Annotated in this window: 13 protein-coding genes; 8 read left to right on the top strand and 5 right to left on the bottom strand. The window is 37.2% G+C overall.

What is annotated here, in order from left to right; translation table 11 throughout:
• Positions 1 to 265 precede the first annotated feature (265 nt).
• The 8 genes from ABD676_RS17350 (at position 266) to ABD676_RS17315 (ending at position 9,738) form a co-directional block, all read left to right on the top strand.
• The gene (locus ABD676_RS17350) at positions 266 to 604 is read left to right on the top strand and encodes a DUF3276 family protein (protein WP_344675936.1); all 339 of its coding nucleotides are present in this window, start codon (positions 266 to 268) and stop codon (positions 602 to 604) included.
• 245 nt (positions 605 to 849) lie between these two features.
• Complete coding sequence (locus tag ABD676_RS17345) at positions 850 to 2,970, top strand: DPP IV N-terminal domain-containing protein (protein WP_344675935.1); 2,121 nt, start codon at positions 850 to 852, stop codon at positions 2,968 to 2,970.
• A gap of 103 nt (positions 2,971 to 3,073) precedes the next feature.
• Complete coding sequence (locus ABD676_RS17340; protein WP_344675934.1) at positions 3,074 to 3,862, top strand: hypothetical protein; 789 nt, start codon at positions 3,074 to 3,076, stop codon at positions 3,860 to 3,862.
• Positions 3,863 to 3,878: 16 nt separating this feature from the next.
• Entirely contained in the window at positions 3,879 to 5,048 is a 1,170-nt protein-coding gene (locus ABD676_RS17335) for a 1-deoxy-D-xylulose-5-phosphate reductoisomerase (protein ID WP_344675933.1), read from the top strand.
• 26 nt (positions 5,049 to 5,074) lie between these two features.
• The gene (rseP, locus tag ABD676_RS17330; RefSeq protein WP_344675932.1) at positions 5,075 to 6,385 is read left to right on the top strand and encodes an RIP metalloprotease RseP; all 1,311 of its coding nucleotides are present in this window, start codon (positions 5,075 to 5,077) and stop codon (positions 6,383 to 6,385) included.
• Positions 6,386 to 6,673: 288 nt separating this feature from the next.
• Positions 6,674 to 7,774, top strand: coding sequence for a glutamine-hydrolyzing carbamoyl-phosphate synthase small subunit (gene carA, locus ABD676_RS17325; RefSeq protein ID WP_344675931.1), 1,101 nt, complete (start codon positions 6,674 to 6,676; stop codon positions 7,772 to 7,774).
• Between the two features lie 208 nt (positions 7,775 to 7,982).
• Positions 7,983 to 9,281 carry a phosphopyruvate hydratase gene (gene eno / locus ABD676_RS17320; protein ID WP_344675930.1) on the top strand — a complete coding sequence of 433 codons (1,299 nt, stop codon included), beginning with the start codon at positions 7,983 to 7,985 and terminating at the stop codon, positions 9,279 to 9,281.
• A gap of 148 nt (positions 9,282 to 9,429) precedes the next feature.
• Positions 9,430 to 9,738, top strand: coding sequence for an FtsB family cell division protein (locus ABD676_RS17315; protein ID WP_344675929.1), 309 nt, complete (start codon positions 9,430 to 9,432; stop codon positions 9,736 to 9,738).
• A gap of 34 nt (positions 9,739 to 9,772) precedes the next feature.
• On the opposite strand, the gene ABD676_RS17310 is transcribed toward ABD676_RS17315, so the two are convergent.
• The 5 genes from ABD676_RS17310 to clpP form a co-directional block, all read right to left on the bottom strand.
• On the bottom strand, positions 9,773 to 10,474 hold the full coding sequence (locus ABD676_RS17310; protein WP_344675928.1) for an FkbM family methyltransferase: 702 nt from the start codon (positions 10,472 to 10,474) through the stop codon (positions 9,773 to 9,775).
• A gap of 45 nt (positions 10,475 to 10,519) precedes the next feature.
• Positions 10,520 to 11,884: a pyridoxal-phosphate dependent enzyme gene (locus tag ABD676_RS17305; RefSeq protein WP_344675927.1), complete on the bottom strand. Its 1,365-nt coding sequence runs from the start codon at positions 11,882 to 11,884 to the stop codon at positions 10,520 to 10,522.
• 44 nt (positions 11,885 to 11,928) lie between these two features.
• Positions 11,929 to 12,747 carry an AMP nucleosidase gene (locus ABD676_RS17300; RefSeq protein WP_344675926.1) on the bottom strand — a complete coding sequence of 273 codons (819 nt, stop codon included), beginning with the start codon at positions 12,745 to 12,747 and terminating at the stop codon, positions 11,929 to 11,931.
• A 72-nt stretch (positions 12,748 to 12,819) separates the two neighbouring features.
• Positions 12,820 to 14,070 (bottom strand): ATP-dependent Clp protease ATP-binding subunit ClpX, encoded by a 1,251-nt coding sequence (clpX, locus tag ABD676_RS17295; protein ID WP_344675925.1) that lies wholly within the window; start codon positions 14,068 to 14,070, stop codon positions 12,820 to 12,822.
• Positions 14,071 to 14,075: 5 nt separating this feature from the next.
• A complete protein-coding gene (gene clpP / locus ABD676_RS17290) occupies positions 14,076 to 14,774 on the bottom strand; it encodes an ATP-dependent Clp endopeptidase proteolytic subunit ClpP (protein WP_344675924.1) in 699 nt (232 codons plus the stop codon).
• Between the last annotated feature and the right edge of the window lie 27 nt (positions 14,775 to 14,801).

The following is a 14,801-nucleotide window of genomic DNA, read 5'->3' as shown; positions in this document are numbered from 1 at the left end:
CATTTGTCTTTTGATTTAGTTTACTCAAAAGTATTGCGAATATAAGCATCAGCCGATAGCAAATAGGTCTTTTGAGGTTTTTTTTCGGTGAAAGACTATATTTCTTCGGTGAAAAAGCTAACCACTTTATCGGCTGTTATTTAAGTTAAGTGAATAATTTAATTATTATAACAAATAATTTTTATAAAAATTTGGATGATTGAGTTTAATTATTATATATTTATGACTGAAAATAGAGGATTAAACTTAAATATTAACGAATCTAATGGGAGATTTTGATAACAAAGAGCGTGAAGAGGTATTTTCAAAAAAGGTGAGAGCGGGAAAACGTACTTATTTTTTTGATGTAAAAGCAACTCGCTCGAACGATTACTACGTAACGATTACGGAAAGTAAGAAACGTTTTGAGGATGGCCAATTTATTAAGCACAAGATTTTCCTTTATAAAGAGGATTTTGAGAAGTTTGCAGAAGGATTACAAGATGTTGTAGCCTATATCAAATCTAATCAGGAGGTAGTTGAAAAACGTTATGAACCAAATCAGGAAGATTTAGGTTATGAAAATAACGGTCAACTGGTACAGAAAGACGATTATTCTTTCTAAGGTTTACGAGTTTTACTTGAAATAAACATATAAAGCCACTTTATAAGTGGCTTTTTTTATAATTCTCCTTCTGGAGAGACCAATTAACATATTAAGAAGACTTTCTTTTCTTGCATCTATCTTGTTTTTATCAATTTATTAAGGATTTCGTTAAAAATAGATAAAGTTGTTACAGCAAGCTGTTGATTTGATGGATATGTTTTTCTTAATTTGGAATTCCAATTGAAAATTTAATAAGCGATTATATGAATAAATTGTTTTCTGTTGCTGGATTAGCGGTATTATTTCTTACTGTTGGTCAAGCAAACGGTCAGACTAAAAAGTTAAGCTTTGAACAAGCTTGGGGCCAAGCTCCTTCATTAACTCAAGCGGTAAGCCGTTTTGAGGGATGGGCAGATGCTGAGAACTACATTGAAAGAAGCGGTAACCAATTGTTTCAGGTCAATGTGAAAACAGGAAAGAAAGAATCGTATTCTTATCCAACGAATACCTCTACTCGGGTATTTGTCAAAGATAAGGATGTATTCATTCAGGTTCCAGGTGCAACAGCAAAACAATTGACCAAGACCCCAGAGCTAGATGAGCAAAACCCAACGCTCTCACCAGATGGTAAATATGTAGCTTTTACCCGTAAAAGTGATTTGTACAGCGTAGATGTTGCAACCGGAAAGGAAGTGCGTTATACTACGGATGGTACAGACGTTATTTATAACGGTTGGTCTTCATGGGTTTATTATGAGGAAATCTTAGGTCGTCCGACCAACTATAAGGCATTCTGGTGGTCTCCAGATAGTAAGGAAATTGCATTTATGCGTTTTGATGATACCAAAGTTCCTATGTTCCCGATTTATGGCTCTAAAGGTCAACACGGTTATTTAGAGGAAACACGTTATCCTAAAGCTGGAGATCCTAACCCAGAAGTGAAAGTAGGCTTTGTAAAAGTGGAAGGTTCACCAGTTGTTTGGGCGGACTTCAATGAAAAGGATGATCAATATTTTGGTCAACCATATTGGAGCTTCAACAGCAAAACCATTATGGTACAATGGATGAACAGAGAACAAAATAATTTAAAGTTCTATGAGGTAAATCCTGAAAATGGCTCTAAAAAAGAAATCTATAATGAAGAGCAGCCAACTTGGATTAATCTAGATCACGATGAGCGTATTACTTATCTAGAAGATAATAAGCATTACATCTTAAAATCGGATAAAACAGGATGGGCGCATTATTACTTATACAAATTGGATGGAACATTGGTGAATCCAATTACTGCAGGTGATTGGCAAGTATCCAGCATTCAGCATATCGATGAGAAAGGCAAAGTGCTTTATTTTACCGCTAGAAAAGAAAACTCGGCTACGGTAGATTTATATCGTGTTGATTTCTCTGGAAAGAATCAGAAGAGATTGACATTTGGAGAGTATACACATAATGTTCAAGTTTCACCGACTGGTAAGTATTTCATCACGAACTATTCGAACATCTTTACTCCGAATAAAGTGGCTTTATTGGATAATAACGGTAAAGTTATTAAAGAACTAGCAGATAGTAAGTCAAAGGATTTTGATAGCTATAAAGTAGCAAGAAGAGAATTTATTAGAATCCCTTCGGAAGACGGTAAATTCCAATTGCCAGCAATTATTACCTATCCAACGGATTTTGATGAGAGCAAGCAGTATCCAGTTATCATGAGTATCTATGGTGGTCCTGATGCAGGAACTGTTCGTAATACTTGGAAAGGTACGAATGGCGAATATTGGTCTCAAGAAGGGGTTATTCAGATTGAGTGTGATCACCGTGCTTCTGGACATTTTGGAAAACAAGGAGTTGCATGGATGCACCGTAACTTAGGTAATTGGGAGTTGGTGGATTACATCACCATTGCCAAGTGGTTGAAAGCGAAACCTTGGGTTGCTAAAGATAAATTATTGATGACAGGACATAGCTATGGTGGTTATATGACTAGTTTAGCTTTGACTAAAGGATCAGATTATTTTGACTACGGTATTGCTGGAGCTCCAGTAACCAGTTGGGAATTGTATGATACCCACTATACTGAGCGTTGGATGGATACTCCACAATCAAACCCTGAAGGTTATAAGAATGGCTCGATATTAACTTATGTGGATAAATATAAAGGTACTTTACGTTTATTACATGGTGATATGGATGATAACGTTCATTTGCAAAACACTACTCAATTAGTGGATGCTTTAACAGATCGCAATGTTCCATTTGAATTGATGATTTACCCTGGAAGCCGACATGGATTCGGACGTTCGAAATCAGCTTATGATTTCAAGGAGCGAGTTCGATTCTATTACCAATATTTGTTGGAGAAACCCGTTCCACAACAAATGAAATAAAAGAATTAAAAAAGGCTAAGAAAATTGATTCTTAGCCTTTTTTAATAAATGATATCATTGCTTCCACAAAAAAAATTGTCATCTTTGCATTATTAATAATACCATGCTAGATTATCTTAAAGATATAACATTTAAGGCGAATGACGTCTTTTTACGAGCCATAGATATTTTGATGCGAAACTATGTTTCCATTGCTGGTCTATGTTTCTTATTGTTTGTGACATCCAATCTATCGACCTTCTTGGCCATTTACTTAGATTCGTATTCCATCTTTCTGAAAATCTTTCTTTTGTTGCTATTTGTAGGCTTATATTTTAGCCTTCAATTGGTGTTGTTGAAAAATGCCATCGTCTTGGCAAAAGGAGATCGCAGTCCTGGATTTTGGGGATATGTACCATCATTTTCTCAATTCTTATTCTATATCCTAGGTTTGATCCTCTATTCCTTGATTGCCTTGGTGATTTATAGTTTAATGTATGTGCTCTGTTTCCCGCTTTTATTTCTCGGGATCGGAATGGATACTGTACGCTATGAAATTCACCCATTCTTGACAGGGGTTGTAATGCTGTTTATATTGATAAGAACTACATTTTTTCCTTTCTTCATCATTGAGCATGGATTTAACACGTTTAAGTCGTATAAATTCAGCTTAGCTATGACCAAGGGCAATGTTTTTCGGTTGTTGATGATCATCTTGCTAATTGCATCAACCCATTTACTGCAAATTGGTTCAGAAGTATTGGGCTATCAGTTAGTGTCCAAGATTTTAAGTTTAGTTAATTCATTTGTTATTATCCCTTTGGTTAGTGTAGTGATGTCCATTGTTTATGTGGATATGATGAAGGCCTACAAAGGAGGAGAGGATCCTTCTCTAATGGATAATATCATTTAACCAAGTATATTCTACATTGAGTAAAAGAAATATTGCGATATTAGGTTCGACCGGGAGCATAGGGACGCAGGCATTAGAGGTGGTTGAAGCCTTTCCAGATCATTTTTCGATTACGGTATTGACCATGGGTAGGAATGCTGACCTATTGATAGAGCAAGCATTAAAATTCAGACCCAAAGTTGTTGTTGTATGTGAGGAGTTAGCTTACCAAAAAGCTAAAGATGCCTTGGCCGGTCAAGGAATTGAAGTTCTATTAGGTGCAGAGGCCATGGAAGAGGTTGTGCAACGGGATGATGTTGATGTTGTACTGACAGCTATCGTTGGGTCTGCCGGATTAAAGCCTACGGTTGCAGCTATCAAGAAAGGTAAGGATATTGCCTTAGCCAATAAAGAAACTTTAGTCGTAGCAGGTGCTTTAATCAATGATTTGGTGAAAGCCCATGGCGTAAAATTACTACCTGTTGATTCGGAGCATTCTGCCATCTTTCAATGTTTGGTTGGAGAGGAGCAGAACCCAATTGAAAAGATTTATCTAACAGCATCTGGTGGTCCATTTCGTGGAATGTCTCGAGAGGAACTTGCCTTTGTTACGAAAGCTCAAGCTTTAAAACATCCTAATTGGAGCATGGGAGCCAAGATCACTATTGATTCTGCCTCCATGATGAATAAAGGATTGGAAGTAATCGAGGCGAAATGGCTTTTTGATTTAAATCCTGAACAAATAGATGTCATCGTGCATCCGCAATCTATCGTACATTCTTTGGTTCAATTTCAAGATGGTTCTATGAAAGCTCAACTTGGGCTTCCCGATATGAAATTGCCAATCCAATATGCCTTAACCTATCCAGCTCGTTTTGAAAATGACTTCAAGCGATTTAATTTCATGGATTATCCTAATCTAACTTTTGAGAAGCCAGATTTAACAGCATTCCGTAATCTTCAATTGGCATATGATGCATTGAGAAAGGGAGGGAATAGTCCGTGTGTTTTAAATGCCGCTAATGAGGTGGTAGTGGAAGCTTTCCTTCAAGAAGAGATCTCCTTTTTGGAAATGAGTGATGTAATTGAAGAGACATTGTGTCATGTAAATTGGCAAGAAGAACTTGAATTGGGAGATTATTTGCATTTTGATGCTGAAAGTAGGAGAGTGGCACGAAGTTTAATACCTCGAATAAGTAAAAAATAGTATTGTTTATAATTAAAAATAGATAAATGGGAATTGTCATTATGGTGGCTCAGGTATTATTAGGCCTGTCGTTACTAATTATATTACACGAGTTTGGACACTTTTTGGCTGCTCGTGCATTTGGAATTAAAGTAGAGAAGTTCTATTTGTTTTTTGATGCTTGGGGTGTAAAACTATTCAAGTTCAACTACAAAGGATGTGAATACGGGATGGGATGGTTGCCATTGGGAGGATATGTTAAGATTGCAGGGATGATCGATGAATCCATGGATACCGAGCAATTAAAAGGTGAGCCTCAACCATGGGAATTCCGATCTAAACCAGCTTGGCAACGTCTTATCGTTATGCTAGGTGGTATTATTGTAAATATCATTGTTGGTGTTTTGGTATTCTGGATGCTGACTTTCAAATATGGTACTGCAGATATTGATAATACCCAGATTTACGGTGTAAAACCAGGAATTATAGGTCAAAAAGTAGGATTGCAAGAGGGTGATAAGATTATTGCAGTAAACGGTAAGAAAGCAAATCTGTTTTTTGAGGACTTAATGACTTCAGAGGTATTGATGGGCGATGCGGTATTAACTGTTGATCGTGCAGGACAAGAAGTAAAGATTACTCTTCCGCCAGATATCTTAAATGATGTTTCGGAATATAAAAAGAATGAGTTTGTACAGCCAATCTTTAAGATGCTTCCTGTAAAGGAAATCGCAAAAGATTCTAGAGCTGAGAAGATGGGGCTTCAAGTTGGAGATAGTATTGTGAGCATAAATGGAGTTGCTGTACAGCATCTGGATACTTTCCGTGATCAAGTGAAAGCAAATAAAGGAAAGGATATCAACTTAGGCGTTATTCGTCAAGGTGCTGCCCTGAATCTATTGGCTAAAGCTGATACTTCTTCTACCATTGGATTTGGAAATCTACCAACAGTAATCCATTCGTATGGATTTATGGAGTCCTTGCCAATAGGTGTTAGTAAAGCATTTTCTGTTATCACCGATAATATCAAAGGCTTTGGTAAGATGTTTAAAGGTGAGGTTCGTGCTGATAAAGCATTGTCAGGTCCTGTAGGTATTGCCACTATGTTTGGTACTGAAGTAGATTGGCTTCGTTTCTGGAGTTTAGTAGGTATGCTGTCAATGGCATTAGCATTTATGAACTTATTGCCTATTCCAGCCTTAGATGGAGGCCATGTGGTCTTTCTTTTGATCGAGATGATACAAGGTAAGCCTTTGTCGGAAAAGTTCCTAGAAAAGGCTCAAATCGTTGGATTCTTCATTCTGATTGCCTTGATGATCTTTGTGTTTGGAAATGATATTTTCAAATTGACGAAGTAAGATTTTAAGCATTATACAAAAAGATATGATAAGCCCTGGGATATGTATTCCGGGGCTTTTTATTTTAGTAGGAAAAAATGCTAAATATTTATTTGCAATTTAAAATTATTTGTACCTTTGTCTCCCGATAAAAATGAAAGAAACCTTCTATCCTATAGCATCACAAAAAGTAGTTACTACTTCAAGTCAATATAATCGTTGATAAGTTAGCCCATTTGGGCTTTTTTTGTGCAGCATAGTGAAGGAACTAACATTTTAGAATTCGGATATAATTAAATTGAGATAAGAATGACCAACTACAGCAAATTGCCAGCAATTTTAGTCCTAGAGGATGGAACTGTTTTTCATGGAAAGGCAGCAGGAAAAATCGGAACCACTACAGGTGAGATTTGTTTCAATACCGGTACAACAGGCTATCAGGAAATCTTTACCGATCCTTCTTATTATGCTCAAATCATGGTGACGACCAATGCACATATTGGTAACTATGGTATTGATGGCGATGATGAAGAATCAAATAAGATTCAAATTGCAGGTTTAGTTTGTAAGAACTACAACATCAACTATAGCCGTAAAATGGCTGATCAATCTATCCAAAATTACTTTGAAGAAGGTAACTTGGTAGGTATTTCTGATATTGATACTCGTTCTTTAGTTCGTCATATTCGTAATAAAGGGGCTATGAACGCCATCATTTCGTCTGAAAACTTAGATGTAGATTCTTTGAAAGCAGCTTTAGCAGAAGTACCTTCCATGGATGGTCTTGAGTTGTCATCAAAGGTTTCTACGGAAGAGCCTTACTTCTATGGAGAAGATGGAGCACCTACTCGTATTGCTGTTTTAGACCTAGGTATCAAGAAAAATATCCTTCGCAACTTTGACTCTCGTCAGGTTTATGCTAAAGTATTCCCAGCAAAAACTACTTTCGAAGAAATGGAAGCTTGGAATCCCGATGGTTATTTCATTTCAAATGGTCCTGGAGATCCTGCTGCTATGGATTATGCAATTGAAACAGTTCGTGCAATCTTAGCTGCTGATAAACCAATGTTCGGTATCTGCTTAGGTCACCAAATCTTAGCTTTAGCAAACGATATCAGAACAAGCAAAATGCACAATGGTCACCGTGGTATCAATCACCCAGTGAAAAATATCATTGCTAACAAATGTGAGATAACATCGCAAAACCACGGATTTGGCGTGGTAGCAGAAGATATTGAGAAATCAGATAAAGTGGAAATCACCCACGTGAACTTGAATGATAATTCTATTGAAGGTATTCGTGTGAAAGGTAAAAAAGCATTCTCGGTACAATACCACCCAGAGTCTTCACCAGGTCCTCATGATTCAAGATACTTGTTTGACGATTTCATTGCCATGATTAAAGGGTAATTAAATTTGATTAAAATAATAAAAGCCATACTTGTTTATACAGGTATGGCTTTTTTGATTATTGTCTTATAATAATTGAAGGAATTATTTGATAAAAGGGAAGATTCACATATAGATTTTTCATATTTTTGATTAAACCCATAATAATTACTATTTTAGTGTTATATATACACTAAGTAAGAAGAGATATACAAAAAACCATATACAAATGAGCTTGATAATTGACGTACATGCGCGCCAGATTCTTGATTCGCGCGGAAATCCAACAATAGAAGTAGATGTTACTACGCAGAATGGTTTCGTAGGCCGTGCAGCAGTTCCTTCAGGAGCTTCTACAGGAGCACACGAAGCAGTGGAACTTCGCGATGGAGATAAAAAGAAATATTTAGGTAAAGGTGTACTTAAAGCAGTAGAAAATGTAAATACCAAAATTGCTAAGGCATTAGAAGGTGTTGATGTTTTTGAGCAAAATGCCATCGATAAATTAATGATTGATCTTGATGGTTCTGAGAACAAAGGTAAATTAGGTGCTAACGCTATTTTAGGTGTTTCCTTAGCTGTAGCGAAAGCTGCTGCACAAGAAAGCCGTCAGCCATTATACCGTTACATCGGTGGTGTGAATGCAAATACGCTTCCTTTGCCAATGATGAACATCGTTAATGGTGGAGCACACTCTGATGCACCGATCGCTTTCCAAGAGTTTATGATCATGCCTGTTGGAGCTGAGACTTTCTCTGAAGCTTTACGTTGGGGTGCTGAAGTGTTCCATAGCTTGAAAAAGATTCTTCATGACCGTAACTTATCTACTGCTGTAGGAGATGAAGGTGGTTTTGCTCCGACTTTTGAAGGTACTGAAGATGCTATTGAAACGATCTTAGAAGCTATCAAGAAAGCTGGATACAAAGCAGGAAAAGAAATCTGCTTAGCGCTTGACTGTGCTTCTACTGAATTCTTTGAAAAAGGAAAATACAACTATAAGAAATTTGAAGGCGAAGGTGGTGCTACGCGTACTATCGAAGAACAAGTGGATTACCTTGCTGAATTAACTGCGAAATATCCAATTATCTCTATCGAGGATGGTATGGCAGAAGACGATTGGAAAGGTTGGGGATTGTTAACTGAGAAAATCGGTGACCGTGTTCAGCTAGTAGGTGACGATTTATTCGTTACAAATACAAAACGTCTACAAGATGGTATTGACAAACATGTAGGTAATTCTATCCTTGTAAAAGTTAACCAAATTGGTTCTTTAACAGAGACTATCAATGCGGTTCACTTGGCTCAAACAAACGGATATACTTCGGTAATGTCTCACCGTTCTGGTGAAACAGAAGATACAACAATTGCTGATTTAGCTGTTGCATTGAACTGTGGACAAATCAAAACAGGTTCTATCTCTCGTTCTGATAGGATCGCTAAATACAATCAATTGTTGAGAATTGAAGAAGAATTAGGAAGTAATGCCAAATTTATTGGTAAAGATTTCAAATATGCTCCTAAAAAATAATTACTAATTTTTATTAGGAAGAAGGGATCAATTGATCCCTTTTTTTATGTCTAAAATTTGGATAGATGACACTGAATGAAATCTTACTTTTGCAATATTCAATGTAATAATTATCTTTATCTGAATTTTTATTGCTCGAGGAAGATTTATGGAACGTGTCATTAATACCATTAAGAATAAATATCTAATTGCAGGAGTAGCATTCGTGATATGGATGTTTTTCTTTGATCGTTACGATGTGGCAACACAAGTAAGTTTTCAGCAAGAAAAGTCTAAGCTAGAGGAAGAAAAAGCCTACTATACTTCAGAGACTGAAAAGATCGAACAATCTATTAAAGATGTTCAATTCAATCCAAATGAGATACAACGTATAGCTAGGGAAAAATATAAAATGAAAAAACAATCGGAGGACATCTACATCATCAGCGAAGTAGAGGCACCGAAGAAAGAAGAATAATAAAAAAAGCTAGGATAATCTCCTAGCTTTTTTGTTATGACTTAATAAGAGAAATCTCTTGATAAGTATCCGAAATAGCAAATATCTTATAGCCCTTATCTTTTAATAATTTAAAGAATCTTTCTCCTTTTTCTTTTCCGTCTTTAAAGAAGCGCTCATGTGTTTCAACTAAGATTTGTTTGATGGTTATACCACTATTTAGAATCCCTTCCATTACGGCGTATTCTGAGCCTTCTATATCCATTTTGAGCACATCGATGTATGTATGTTCTGTTTCATTTACAATCTCCTTAAACTCTTTTAAAAGCACCTCTACTGGATTGGTCTCATCGACCAAGTTATGTCCATAAACTGATCCAGATACATGTTCTTTGTTTTTAGGAAGATTGAAGATGACTTTTCCTGTCTTTTCTCCAATTCCATAAGGATGGAAGTGAAATTGCTCAGGAACTGGATTATTACTTACCCAAAGAATGGATTTAGGGGTTGGGTCAAAGCCATATACTTGACAATTGTGTTTGACAATGATGTCTTTATCAAAGGAGATATCCTCACCTATACCAAAAGAATAAACAATGGCGTTTTGGGGAATTACAGTAGGATCTACATAGAACCCACCATAACCATTTCCATACCATTGTTTATTTCGTTTTTCTTCTATATCAATAAAGGCAATTTTTCCAATCCTTGCCTTTAGCCAATATTCTAACCTCTTTAATCTGTCGTTTCTTTCCATCCGGTTCTCTTAGATGGAATAAATATAATTAATTTAAACAGAAAACTATACTTCTGAAATTGCGTTTATAATATCGTATTGCGTAATAATATTGATTTTTCCAAAATCATCCTCTACCAATACGGCTTGAGAATCCTTATTTATTAGACTTGAGATTTTATCTATCGAAGTGTTCAAGTCAACAAAAGGGAATGGTTTTGTCGATATTCCCTCTACTGCTGCAGATTTTAAGGTTGGGTTTTCTAGTAAAGCACTTAAGATATCAGACTCCGTTACTTTACCGATCACCATGCCTTGCTGTGTTAACGGGATTTGCGAAATATTCAAAGACTTCATGATGTTGAAGGTTTCCAAAACCGATTGATTGACATCAGCAGTAACAATTTCCTGGTGTCCTCTTCGCTTTAAGATCGTCTTGGCGGTTAATTTTTCATCTTTCAAGAATCCGCGTTCTCTTAACCAATCTTCATTGTACATCTTACCCATATAGCGCGATCCATGGTCATGAAAGATAACTACAACTACATCATCCTCTGTTAGCTCTTGGCCTATTTGCAACAAGCCAGCTACTGCAGCACCTGCAGAGTTACCAGCAAATATTCCTTCCTTGCGTGCAAGGTCTCGTGTCATTAAAGCAGCGTCTTTGTCGGTTACTTTTTCAAATAGGTCAATCTGATTGAAGTCTACATTCTGAGGAAGAAAATCCTCGCCAATACCCTCAGTGATGTAGGGGTATATTTCATTCTTGTCGAAAATGCCAGTTTCTTTATATTTCTTAAATACAGATCCGAAGGTATCAATTCCCCAAACTTTGATGTTTGGATTCTTCTCACGTAAGTATTTGGCAGTCCCTGAGATGGTGCCACCAGTTCCTACACCTACGACTAGATGTGTGATTTTACCTTCTGTCTGTTCCCAAATTTCAGGTCCTGTTTGTTCGTAATGAGCTTTTGTATTGGAAAGGTTGTCATATTGATTTGCTTTCCAAGCATTGGGAACTTCTTTTTCTAATCTGCTGGATACCGAGTAATAGGAGCGAGGGTCTTCAGGATCCACATTTGTTGGACATACAATGACCTCTGCTCCAAAAGCCCGAAGGGCATCAATCTTCTCTTTGGATTGCTTGTCTGTAGTTGTGAAGATACAGCGGTATCCTTTCACGACAGCTGCCATCGCTAAGCCCATCCCTGTGTTACCTGAGGTACCTTCAATGATGGTGCCCCCTGGTTTCAATAAGCCTGCTTCTTCAGCATCCTCAATCATTTTAAGAGCCATCCTATCCTTAATCGAGTTTCCAGGATTGGTTGTCTCTATTTTGGCTAGGATAGTACCTTTAAGATGTTTAGTTACATTATTGAGTTTTACCAAAGGCGTATTGCCAATGGTTTCAAGGATGTTATTATACCACATAGGAGTTTATTTACTGTTGTTTGTTGCTACAAAAGTAACAAATTTTAAAACTTCAGGTGTTTTACGGTCAATCCATTGTTGATCAACTGCTTTAAGGCATCAATCCCAATCTTCAAATGTGTCTCCACATAGGATTTTGTGACCGTCACATCCGATGCATCTGTTTTTACACCTTCTGGTATCATGGGTTGATCTGAAACTAACAATAGTGCTCCTGTAGGGATCTTATTGGCAAAACCCACAGAGAAAATAGTGGCGGTTTCCATATCGACAGCCATCGCACGGATAGACTTCAAGTACTTCTTGAACTGTTTATCATGCTCCCAAACCCTGCGGTTGGTGGTATAGATGGTGCCTGTCCAATAATCTCTGGAGTGGTCACGAATAGTTGTGGAGATTGCCTTCTGTAAGGCGAAGGCAGGTAATGATGGTACTTCAGGTGGGAAGTAATCATTAGATGTCCCCTCACCACGAATAGCAGCAATAGGTAAAATCAATTCTCCAACACCAATTTTTTTCTTTAATCCACCAGTTTTACCTAGGAATAATACCGCTTGAGGAGAAATAGCTGAAAGTAAATCCATGATGGTTGCAGCCACTGGACTTCCCATTCCAAAATTAATGATGGTAATGCCTTCTGCAGAACAAGATTGCATAGGTTTATCTTCTCCAAGGATAGGAGCATCATTATGCATTTGGGAGAATAACTTGATGTAATTGCTGAAATTAGTTAACAAGATATATTCGCCAAATTCTTCTATCGGTCTTCCAGTATAACGCGGTAGCCAATTATTAACGATGTCTTCTTTGCTTTTCAATCCTGGGGTTACTGGTGAATCTATTTCTTTAATCTTCTTGCTCATGTTCAGTCGTTTTTTAGTTAAAAATAGGTTTGCAAAAAACCCTCGCTTGAAGGCGAGGGTTTAGATTATTTTTTAGGCAACATGTAACTTCTTAAAATCTGTCTTCGCAAATTTGTTCTTTGCGTATTCCAGCGTTATCTGTAAGTTATTGTCATCCAATTTTTCTTTTGTTGATGGAATCTCAAACATGGCATCTAGCATAATTGCCTCACATATGCTCCGCAATCCACGAGCGCCTAATTTGAACTCCCAAGCTTTATCGACGATGAATTCAAATACCTCTTCATCAAAGCCTAATTTAATGCCTTCGTATTCAAAAAGCTTCACATACTGCTTAACCAAAGCATTCTTTGGTTTTGTAAGAATGCTCAATAGCGTTTCTTTATCCAAAGGATTCAAGTGAGTCAACACCGGCAAACGACCAATTAACTCAGGAATTAAACCGAAGTTTTTCAAATCCTGCGGTGTGATATACTTGTAAAGGTTGTTTAAATCAATTTCCTGATCCTCATCCTTCATTTTGTATCCTACAGTCTGCGTGCGTAATCTGTTGGCAATTTTCTTTTGAATACCATCAAAAGCACCACCACAAACAAATAAGATGTTGCTGGTGTTTACTGAAATCATCTTTTGGTCCGGATGCTTACGACCACCTTGAGGAGGTACATTAACATTTGTTCCTTCAAGAATCTTCAATAAAGCCTGCTGAACACCTTCACCGGATACATCACGTGTTATGGAAGGATTATCACTCTTACGAGCAATTTTATCAATCTCATCGATATAAATGATTCCACGTTCTGCGGCAGCCACATCATAATCTGCAGCTTGTAAAAGACGTGTTAAGATACTTTCCACATCTTCACCCACATAACCTGCTTCTGTTAATACAGTCGCATCAACAATACAGAAAGGAACATTTAAAATCTTAGCAACGGTTTTTGCCAATAAGGTTTTACCAGTACCTGTTTCACCGACGATAATCAAGTTAGATTTCTCAATCTCGGTTTCATCAGTTTCTACACGTTGGTTTAAACGCTTATAATGGTTGTAAACTGCTACAGAAATGACTTTCTTAGCATCATCCTGTCCGATCACATATTGATCTAAGTGATCTTTAATTTCCTTTGGACGGATAAGTTTTAAGGCAGTCTGAATAGATTTATTCTTGCGCTGCTTAAGCTCCTCCGCCAATATCTCGCCCGCCTGTTGCACACATCTGTCACAGATATGCGCACCATCACCCGCAATAAGCATCTGGGCCTCATTCTTACTGATGCCACAAAATGAGCAATGGATATCTCTATTGTTCGTTTTACTCATTGTTTTTATTTTGTTTCTTTTTTAGGAAGCAATACCTCGTCGATCATACCAAATTCTTTGGCCTCAGCAGCACGCATCCAATAGTCACGATCAGAAGATTTCTCTACCCATTCGTATGATTGGCCAGAGTGATCTGCAATGATCGAATATAATTCTTCTTTTAATTTCAACATTTCACGTAAGTTAATCTCCATATCTGAAGCAACTCCTTGTGCACCACCTGAAGGTTGGTGAATCATTACGCGTGAGTGTCTCAAGGCAGCACGCTTACCTTTTGCGCCAGCAACCAATAATACAGCACCCATTGAAGCAGCCATACCTGTACAGATCGTAGCTACATCTGGACTGATGTATTGCATGGTGTCATAAATTCCTAATCCAGCATATACACTTCCACCTGGAGAGTTGATATAAATCTGAATATCACGTTGGGCATCGGTAGATTGTAAGAACAATAACTGTGCTTGAACAATGTTTGCTACTTGATCGTTGATTCCATCACCCAAAAAGATGATACGGTCCATCATTAAACGAGAAAACACATCCATTTGTGCCACATTCAACTGACGTTCCTCAATAATGTAAGGAGTTAAGTTACTAGGAATTTGTTGTTGTGCCCTAGCAATATAGCCATCAACGTGTTGTGAACCTATTCTGTGGTGCTTAATCGCATATTTTCTGAATTCGTCCTTATTTATGTCCATTGTGTTTCCTCTGATTATGTTACTAAT

Origin of the sequence: Sphingobacterium kyonggiense, from assembly GCF_039536825.1 — a bacterium.
Lineage (GTDB): Bacteria > Bacteroidota > Bacteroidia > Sphingobacteriales > Sphingobacteriaceae > Sphingobacterium > Sphingobacterium kyonggiense.
Note: the sequence above shows the minus strand (reverse complement) of the source record. Positions and strands in the feature narration are given on the sequence as shown.

Excerpts from the sequence above, each read along its gene's own strand:
- carA (WP_344675931.1), top strand. The coding sequence starts at position 6,674 with ATGACCAACTACAGCAAATTGCCAGCAATTTTAGTCCTAGAGGATGGA.
- ABD676_RS17305 (WP_344675927.1), bottom strand. The coding sequence starts at position 11,884 with ATGTGGTATAATAACATCCTTGAAACCATTGGCAATACGCCTTTGGTA.
- rseP (WP_344675932.1), top strand. The coding sequence starts at position 5,075 with ATGGGAATTGTCATTATGGTGGCTCAGGTATTATTAGGCCTGTCGTTA.
- ABD676_RS17350 (WP_344675936.1), top strand. The coding sequence starts at position 266 with ATGGGAGATTTTGATAACAAAGAGCGTGAAGAGGTATTTTCAAAAAAG.
- ABD676_RS17310 (WP_344675928.1), bottom strand. The coding sequence starts at position 10,474 with ATGGAAAGAAACGACAGATTAAAGAGGTTAGAATATTGGCTAAAGGCA.
- clpP (WP_344675924.1), bottom strand. The coding sequence starts at position 14,774 with ATGGACATAAATAAGGACGAATTCAGAAAATATGCGATTAAGCACCAC.
- eno (WP_344675930.1), top strand. The coding sequence starts at position 7,983 with ATGAGCTTGATAATTGACGTACATGCGCGCCAGATTCTTGATTCGCGC.
- ABD676_RS17345 (WP_344675935.1), top strand. The coding sequence starts at position 850 with ATGAATAAATTGTTTTCTGTTGCTGGATTAGCGGTATTATTTCTTACT.
- clpX (WP_344675925.1), bottom strand. The coding sequence starts at position 14,070 with ATGAGTAAAACGAACAATAGAGATATCCATTGCTCATTTTGTGGCATC.
- ABD676_RS17340 (WP_344675934.1), top strand. The coding sequence starts at position 3,074 with ATGCTAGATTATCTTAAAGATATAACATTTAAGGCGAATGACGTCTTT.
- ABD676_RS17300 (WP_344675926.1), bottom strand. The coding sequence starts at position 12,747 with ATGAGCAAGAAGATTAAAGAAATAGATTCACCAGTAACCCCAGGATTG.
- ABD676_RS17315 (WP_344675929.1), top strand. The coding sequence starts at position 9,430 with ATGGAACGTGTCATTAATACCATTAAGAATAAATATCTAATTGCAGGA.